General features: G+C 62.1%; 7 protein-coding genes and 1 riboswitch. Of the genes, 2 read left to right on the forward strand and 5 right to left on the reverse strand.

The window, feature by feature from the left end; translation table 11 throughout:
• Nucleotides 1-236: 236 nt before the first annotated feature.
• From cpdA to RGM2987_RS01235, 3 genes are all read right to left on the reverse strand, one after another.
• Complete coding sequence (gene cpdA, locus RGM2987_RS01225) at nt 237-1,052, reverse strand: 3',5'-cyclic-AMP phosphodiesterase (RefSeq protein WP_245138298.1); 816 nt, start codon at nt 1,050-1,052, stop codon at nt 237-239.
• 110 nt (nt 1,053-1,162) lie between these two features.
• Nucleotides 1,163-1,615: a DUF1249 domain-containing protein gene (locus RGM2987_RS01230; RefSeq protein ID WP_003186471.1), complete on the reverse strand. Its 453-nt coding sequence runs from the start codon at nt 1,613-1,615 to the stop codon at nt 1,163-1,165.
• A complete protein-coding gene (locus RGM2987_RS01235; RefSeq protein ID WP_245138299.1) occupies nt 1,606-2,223 on the reverse strand; it encodes an NUDIX domain-containing protein in 618 nt (205 codons plus the stop codon). Before RGM2987_RS01235 ends, RGM2987_RS01230 begins: the two co-directional genes overlap by 10 nt.
• Before the next feature lie 214 nt (nt 2,224-2,437).
• On the opposite strand from RGM2987_RS01235, the gene RGM2987_RS01240 reads away from it, so the two are divergent.
• Nucleotides 2,438-3,184 (forward strand): DUF3298 domain-containing protein, encoded by a 747-nt coding sequence (locus tag RGM2987_RS01240; protein WP_245138300.1) that lies wholly within the window; start codon nt 2,438-2,440, stop codon nt 3,182-3,184.
• On the opposite strand, the gene cytX is transcribed toward RGM2987_RS01240, so the two are convergent.
• Together cytX and thiC are read right to left on the reverse strand one after the other, a co-directional pair.
• Nucleotides 3,153-4,445 (reverse strand): putative hydroxymethylpyrimidine transporter CytX, encoded by a 1,293-nt coding sequence (gene cytX, locus RGM2987_RS01245; RefSeq protein ID WP_245138301.1) that lies wholly within the window; start codon nt 4,443-4,445, stop codon nt 3,153-3,155. The genes RGM2987_RS01240 and cytX overlap by 32 nt on opposite strands.
• 213 nt (nt 4,446-4,658) lie before the next feature.
• A complete protein-coding gene (gene thiC, locus RGM2987_RS01250; RefSeq protein WP_245138302.1) occupies nt 4,659-6,548 on the reverse strand; it encodes a phosphomethylpyrimidine synthase ThiC in 1,890 nt (629 codons plus the stop codon).
• A 159-nt stretch (nt 6,549-6,707) separates the two neighbouring features.
• A riboswitch (TPP riboswitch) is annotated at nt 6,708-6,813 on the reverse strand.
• Nucleotides 6,814-6,966: 153 nt separating this feature from the next.
• Here thiC and RGM2987_RS01255 point away from each other — a divergent pair.
• Complete coding sequence (locus RGM2987_RS01255) at nt 6,967-8,406, forward strand: TolC family outer membrane protein (protein WP_245138303.1); 1,440 nt, start codon at nt 6,967-6,969, stop codon at nt 8,404-8,406.
• Nucleotides 8,407-8,476 lie beyond the last annotated feature (70 nt).

Here is an 8,476-nt window from a genome sequence, read left to right on the forward strand (position 1 = left end):
GTGAGGGAACACCGAGCCTTGGCGAGGTGCCCAGTGGTGGGGCACAGCCTTTTTTGCTTACTTTTTTTGGCGTTTGAAAAAAAGTGAGCCGCCGTCAGGGCGGAACCCTAAGCAGCCGTTACCGCAGGAATGGATATGTACACAGAAATCCCGGTCGACTGCCAGGACGCCATCGCGAGCAAGCTCGCTCCCACAATGGGATCAGCGTACAGCCGGGAGAGTCAGACCACCTCGTCTCAATACCCGTCGGATTCGTAATCCACTGAAAACTCAAACCCAACCACCCGCTCAACCCCCGTCTCCAACCGCCCATCCGGCAAGAGCCGCAACCACCGATACCCCGGCGCCTGCTCACCCACCGCAAAATCCACAGAACCAGGCTCAAACTGAATACAGGTCGAAGGCGAAGCCAACAACCGCACCCCATTGCGCTCCTGATCCACCTCCTGATGCACATGCCCCCACAGCACCGCCCGCACCTGGGGAAACCGATCCAGCACCGCAAACAGCGCCTCCGGATTACGCAACCCGATCGGCTCCATCCACGCACAACCAATCGACACCGGATGATGATGCAGGCACACCAAGTGATACCGTTCCGGCGCTTCGCTCAAGGCATTGGCCAGCAGGATCAGTTGCTCCTCAGCCAGAAACCCAGGCACCGACCCCGGTACGGCAGAATCCAGCAGGGTGATCCGCCAATTGCCAATATCCACCACCGGATCGAGCAGCGTGCTCTTCACCGCCGCGTCCAGCATCACCTGCGGCTCGTCATGGTTACCTGGAATCCAGCGCGCCGGCGCGTCGATCCGTCCGCTCATCTGCCGGAACGCCTCGTAGGATTGCAGCGTGCCGTCCTGGGACAAATCCCCGGTAGCCAGCAGCAGGTCGATCCTCGGTTGCTGCTCCAGCACCAAGTCAACGACCGCCCGCAGGCTATCCCGGGTATTCATGCCCAGCAACGAAGCGTCGGCCTCGGCGAACAGGTGGCTGTCGGACAGTTGGACCAGCAGCACCGGATCGGCGGTGGTCAAGGTGGATACGCTCGGCAAATCGCTCACTCCCAGGCGCACTCACGCCGTTGGATGAAGCCGCAATTATGCTGGGGATAGTCGAAAGGGGAAACCCGCGAACCGGAACCGGTTCACAGACAGGACACCCGCTAGCGAACGACTTCGAACTCGTGACCCAGCGCCAGGCAATGACTCAGCCATTCACCCAGGAACAGATTCAACTGGGCCTTTTCATCCGGCTGGTGCATCGAGGCATTGGGGTAAGGATAGATGCCGCGAAAGCGTCGTGCATGTTCGGCGCTGACCACTTCGGCCATGCGTGCATCGTGATAGACCTGGACCTCCAGCTGCGGCACCGGCAACCAGGGCAGGCTGTGTTCCTGGCGCACTTGAAGCGTGGTGGTGTAGGGACAGGTTTGCAGTACCTCGAGAGCCAGCACGCCGAGCATCTGGTCGCCGTGGGTCACGGCGATGCGTCGCGGTGCCGGGTCGTTGCGCATGTCCGGCAACAAGCGCATCAGGCGGGCGTAGTTGGCCTCACAGGCGGCCTGCAACCCCACCAGATCGACGCGATAACGATCGCGTAGCTTGTTTAAGACCATAGCCCCCTCACTTCTTCGCGATTCAAGGCCAGCCATTGCAAGGCAATGATGCTGGCCGCGTTGCAGATACGCCCGTCGCGCACCGCTTGCAGGGCGTCTTCGAAAGCCCAGGCCTTCACGCGAATGTCTTCGGCTTCTTCCTCCAGCCCATGCAGGCCGCCCGCGCCTGTGCTGTCGCAACGCCCCAGGTACAAATGCACGAATTCGTCGCTGCCGCCCGGCGATGGAAAGTATTTGGTCATCGGCCACAGCGCAGCGAATGCCAACCCAGCTTCCTCCTGCGCCTCGCGATGAGCAACTTCTTCCGGTTGCTCGTCCTTGTCGATCAGGCCGGCCACCAGTTCCACCAGCCAAGGATTGGTCGTCTTGCCGATCGCGCCGACGCGAAACTGTTCGATCAGCACCACTTCGTCGCGCTGCGGGTCGTAGGGCAGCACGCACACGGCGTCATGGCGCACGAACAGTTCACGGTTGATTTCGCGGCTCATGCCACCGGCGAACAACTCATGGCGCAGCACGAGGCGGTCGAGCTTGTAGAAACCCTTGAAGCAGGTTTCACGCTTGACGATGTCCACGGTGGTCGGCGCGGCGTTGGCGAAATCGGTCATGACTATCCTCGTGTGCTATGGATCAGTACGAGGTTCCTACCTCGGCTTCGCGCCATCCTAACGCGCCCGTTGTGTTTGATGCAGCCCCTTTCCACTCATCGGGATGGACGGCAGGGGATGAAAGAACTCTAATTAGCTTAGTGGCGAACTGATTGCCCTGCCGACAGTCGAAGCGGGTAACTTTTTGCCTTTCCCAGTTCCATGAAGGACGCCCATGTCGCTTTTCAAAACTGCCTCCGTGGCCGCCATTGCCCTGACCCTGGGCGCTTGCCAGAGTCTGTTCCAACCCAATTACCGCGCACCGCTGGAAACCACCCGCGATGCCTCGGAGCAATTGCAACCCGGCTGCGCCAGCGCCGATTGCCCGCTGGTGAACATCGACACCCTGCACTTTCCCGCCGAGCCGGCCCTGGACGACATCATCGAAAAACGTCTGCTGCAAATGACCCGCACCAGCCCGGACGCCCCGGCGGCATCGACGCTGGCGGCCTACCGCGAGCAATTTTTGCGCAGCGCCGGGCCGCGTAACAGCAGCTATCTGCAAGCCAAGGTACGCGAGCAGCATGACGGACTGGTGATCATCGAGTTGTCCAGCTACCTGGACACCGGTGGCGCCCACGGTACGCCCGGGCGTGGCTTCATCAACTATTCGCGCCAGCAGCACAAGGTCCTGACGCTATCGGACATGCTGCTGCCCGGTCAGGAAGAAGCGTTCTGGAAAGCCGCGCAAGTCGCCCATAACAGCTGGCTGATCAGCACCAAGCTGGATCAGGAACCTGACTTCCTGAAACAGTGGCACTTCCAGAAAACCCCGCACATCGCGCTGACTTACGGCGGGGTGATCCTCAAGTATGAAACCAGCACCATCGCCCCCTACGCGCTGGGCCACATCGAACTGAAGATCGCCTACCCACGCCTCAATGGCATCCTCAAGCCCGAGCTGTTCCCCGGCCGTAGCTGAAGGCCCGGCCCAGCAGCAGTTGCAGCAGCCCTGCCAGCAAGAGCGACGGCAGGGTCGCGCCGATGTCCGGATAGACATTGGCGAGCAAGTGATAAGTGCTCACCCCACCCAGCCAGGCCAACAGTGCCGGCCAGCGCAACGCGGCCGACGCCACCTGGCTGCTGCGTTTGCGCAGGATGAAGTGATCCACCAGCACCACACCGAACAGCGGCGCGAACACCGAGCCGATCAGCAACAGGAAATTCTGGTACTGGGCCAACGGCGCGAAGCAGGCAATCAAGGTGCAAACGATACCAATCGCCAACGCCAGGTGTTCGACCTTGAGCCCCGACAACATGCCAGTGGACACCGCCGCCGAGTGAATGTCGGCGAAGGCGTTTTCCGACTCGTCCAGCAGGATCAGCAGCAACGGGATACCCAGCCCGGCGCCGGCAAGGGCCAGCAACAGCGCATTGACCTCACCGCTCGGCGCGAACGCCAGGGTGTAGCCGACGCCCAGGCTCATCAGCCAGACGTTACCGATGAAAAAACCCAGTGCGGTGCCGCCGAACACGTTTTTGGCGCGTTGGCCGAAGCGTGAATAGTCGGCGATCAGCGGCAGCCAGGACAGCGGCATTGCGATGGCGATATCGAAACCCACCGCCAGCGGCATCGAACCGTCACCCGCCTGCGCCCATAGCGCCGCCAGATCGGCCTTGGCGAACAGGTTCCAGGTCAGCCAGATACACGCCGCGAGCAGCAGCCAGATGCCCCATTTGCGCAACACCTTGCGCACGAAGGTCAACGGTCCGCTCACCGCGAGCAAGGTTGCCAGGGCGCCAAAGAATAACGTCCAGAGCAGCGGGTTCGAGCCCAGGCTGCCTTCACTGAAGGCGCGGGCGCCGAGCAGACTGGCGGCGTCGCGCATGACGATGATTTCGAACGAGCCCCAGCCAATCAGTTGCAGCAAGTTCAACACCGCCGGCACGCTCGCGCCCTTGCTGCCGAGGCTGAGCTTGAGGGCGGCCATGGCCGACAGGCCGGTGTCGCTGCCGATCACACCGACGGCCGCCAGCAGCAGGACGCCTACCAGCGTGCCGAGGACAATCGCCAGCAACGAACCACTCAGGCCCAGACCCGGCGCCAGCAAGGCACCGACTTGCAAGACCATCAGGCCGATGCCTAAGGAGAACCACAGGGAAAACAGATCGCGGGCGCCGAATACGCGTTTGTCCAGGGGGACTGGGGTGTCTGGGGAGTAGGTGCTGGGTTGGATGTGCACAGGGGAGATCTCAAAGGAGATTATGGTTTTGGGTCGATGATTATCCCTGTGGCGAGGGAGCTTGCTCCCGCTGGTCTGCGAAGCAGACCCAACATCAAACACCGCGTCCTGCCAGGCAGAACCGCGGTGTCGGTCTTGCGGCTGCTACGCAGCCGAGCGGGAGCAAGCTCCCTCGCCACAGGATTAGCGGTGCTCTTGCGAACACCGCCCACATCACACTTTCTTGTAAAGCTGGCTGCCTTCCTGCTTGAACCGCTCAGCCTGTTCCGCCATCCCCTGGGCAACCTCCACATCCACCGCTTCGATACGCTGGTTGGCCGCGTACTCACGCACTTCCTGGGTGATTTTCATCGAGCAGAATTTCGGCCCACACATCGAGCAGAAGTGCGCGACCTTGGCCGAGTCTTTCGGCAGGGTTTCGTCGTGGTAGGCGCGGGCGGTGTCCGGGTCCAGGCCGAGGTTGAACTGGTCTTCCCAGCGAAATTCGAATCGGGCCTTGCTCAAGGCGTTGTCGCGGATCTGCGCGCCCGGGTGACCTTTGGCGAGGTCGGCCGCGTGGGCGGCGATCTTGTAGGTGATGATCCCGGTCTTCACGTCATCCTTGTTTGGCAAGCCCAGGTGTTCTTTCGGGGTCACGTAGCAGAGCATGGCGCAGCCGAACCAGCCGATCATCGCCGCACCAATGCCGGAGGTGATGTGGTCGTAGCCCGGCGCAATGTCGGTGGTCAGCGGGCCAAGGGTGTAGAACGGCGCCTCGTCGCAGCACTCAAGCTGCTTGTCCATGTTCTCTTTGATCAGTTGCATCGGCACGTGGCCGGGGCCTTCGATCATGCATTGCACGTCGTGCTTCCAGGCGATCTTGGTCAGCTCGCCGAGGGTTTCCAGCTCGCCGAACTGCGCTTCATCGTTGGCATCGGCAATCGAGCCCGGACGCAGGCCATCGCCCAGCGAGAAGCTGACGTCGTAGGCCTTCATGATTTCGCAGATGTCTTCGAAATGGGTGTAGAGGAAGTTTTCCTTATGGTGCGCCAGGCACCACTTGGCCATGATCGAACCGCCACGGCTGACGATGCCGGTGACCCGCTTGGCGGTCATCGGTACATAGCGCAGCAGTACGCCGGCATGGATGGTGAAGTAGTCGACGCCCTGCTCGGCCTGTTCGATCAGCGTGTCGCGGAACAGCTCCCAGGTCAGGTCCTCGGCCACGCCGCCGACTTTTTCCAGGGCCTGGTAGATCGGCACGGTGCCGATCGGCACGGGCGAGTTGCGGATGATCCACTCGCGGGTTTCGTGGATGTGCTTGCCGGTGGACAGGTCCATCACCGTGTCCGAACCCCAGCGAATGCCCCAGGTCAGTTTCGCCACTTCTTCTTCGATGGACGAACCCAGGGCGCTGTTGCCGATGTTGCCGTTGATCTTCACCAGGAAGTTACGGCCGATGATCATCGGTTCCAGTTCGGTGTGGTTGATGTTGGCCGGGATGATCGCGCGGCCACGGGCGATTTCGTCACGCACGAATTCCGGGGTGATGACCTTCGGCACGCTGGCGCCGAAGCTGTGGCCGGCGTGTTGCTGGTCCAGCAGGCCGGCGGCGCGGGCCACTTCCAGCTTCATGTTTTCGCGGATGGCGACGTATTCCATCTCGGCGGTGATGATGCCTTTGCGCGCGTAGTGCATCTGGCTGACGTTGGCGCCGGGCTTGGCCCGACGCGGGTTGTTCACGTGGGCAAAACGCAGTTTGGTCAGCTCCGGGTCGGCCAGGCGCTCCTGGCCGAAGTTGGAGCTCAGGCCGGCCAGGCGTTCGGTGTCGCCACGGGCTTCGATCCACGGCGAACGCACGTCCGCCAGGCCTTTACGCACGTCGATGACCACGTTCGGGTCGGTGTAGGGACCCGAGGTGTCGTAGACCGTCACCGGCGCGTTGATCTCGCCGCCGAAGTCGGTGGGAGTCACGTCGAGGCTGATTTCGCGCATGGGCACGCGGATATCCGGGCGGCTGCCCTGGACGTAGATTTTTTGCGAGCGGGTAAAGGGCTGAACCGATTGCTGATCGACCTGGGCCGAATCACTGAGGTTGATCGCGTTTTTTGATTTTGTCGTCATCACGGGCTCTCCAGACACACATCCAGGCAGTGGATTTTTGTCGGAGCGAACCTGTAACGAATGGACGCATCCCATCACGGTTGTGTGGATGCTGTGCTTGATGCAAGACGGTTCGATGGTCGAACAACATCCCGGACGAAGCACAAGAGGACTCGCCGGGTGACGAGAAATCTTGTTCCCTACGCAGGCGCTAACCTGATCAGGTTCAACGGGATCCGAAATTATTCGATCTCAGCCTCATAGCAAGGCACCCCGACAAGAACCCGGCCAGTCTAGACACAACCACCAAAGAACGCCATCGCCGTGGCAAAAGGCGTGATGAATGGCGCATATACAGGATTGTTGCCGTGCCTGCGCGCAACTACACTCGCTACGCCGCGCCTCTTGTGCGCACTCATCGTGAAATAGGGATCGCCTCATGCTGCGCAAACTCTCACTGGCCCTCGCCGTGTCTTGTGCGTCCAATGGAATGGCCTGGGCTGCCGAAGCCCCCCCGACGACCAAAACCGATCTGGTGAGCGTGTACCAGGAAGCGGTGGACAACAACGCCGACCTGGCCGCCGCCCGCGCCCAGTATGGCGCCCAGAAGGAAGTGGTGCCCCAGGCGCGCGCCGGGTTGCTGCCCAACCTGTCCGGCGGGGCAGAAGTCGCCAACGTGCGCACCGATATCGACCAGCCTGCCGCCATTGCGACCCGCAGCGCCCGCTCCTACCAGGCGACGCTGTCCCAGCCGCTGTTTCGTGCCGATCGCTGGTTCCAGTTCCAGGCCGCCAAGTCGGTGAATGAACAGGCCGCACTGCAACTGTCAGCCACCGAGCAGAACATGATCCTGCAAAGTGCCGAAAGCTATTTCAACGTGCTGCGCAGCCAGGACAACCTGGCCTCGACCAAGGCCGAGGAAGCGGCGTTCAAGCGGCAGCTCGACCAGTCCAACGAACGCTTCGACGTGGGCCTGTCGGACAAGACCGACGTGCTGCAATCCCAGGCCAGCTATGACACCGCCCGGGCCAACCGAATCCTCGCCCAGCGCCAGGTCGAGGATGCGTTCGAAGCGCTGATCACCCTGACCAATCGCCAGTACAACTCGATCCAGGGCATCGTCCACACCCTGCCGATCCTGCCGCCGACCCCGAACGACGCCAAGGCCTGGGTCGACACGGCGGCCAAGCAGAACCTCAACCTGCTGGCCAGCAACTATGCCGTCGACGCCGCCGAAGACACCCTGCGCCAACGCAAGGCCGGTCACGCGCCGACCCTGGACGCCGTGGCGAAGTACGAGAAAGGCGACAACGACGCCCTGGGTTTCAGTAACCCGAACACCATCGGTCGACCGTACGGCGGCGACGTCGAGCAGCGCACCCTGGCGCTGCAATTGAGTATCCCGATCTACAGCGGTGGGCTGACCAGTTCACAGGTCCGCGAGTCCTACTCGCAACTGACCCAGACCGAACAGCAGCGCGAAGGCCTGCGCCGCCAAGTGGTGGAAAACACCCGTAACCTGCACCGCGCGGTGAACACCGATGTCGAACAGGTCCAGGCCCGGCGCCAGTCGATCATCTCCAACCAGAGCGCGGTGGACGCCACGGAGATCGGTTACCAGGTGGGCACGCGCAACATTGTCGATGTGCTGGATGCCCAGCGTCAGCTGTACACCTCGGTGCGCAACTACAACAATGCCCGCTACGACTACATCCTCGACAACCTGCGCCTTAAGCAGGCCGCCGGCACCCTGAGCCCGGCCGACTTGCAGGACCTGTCGCGCTACCTCAAGCCCGACTACAACCCCGACCGGGACTTCCTGCCACCAGACCTGGCCCAGGCAGCGGCGGAGCAGTTGCGCTCGCGGCCGGCGCAGTAAACCACCCGCCTAACAGGCAACGATTCCCCTGTGGCGAGGGAGCTTGCTCCCGCTTGGGTGCGAAGCGCCC

It is taken from the genome of Pseudomonas sp. RGM2987 (genome assembly GCF_022952855.1).
GTDB lineage: Bacteria > Pseudomonadota > Gammaproteobacteria > Pseudomonadales > Pseudomonadaceae > Aquipseudomonas.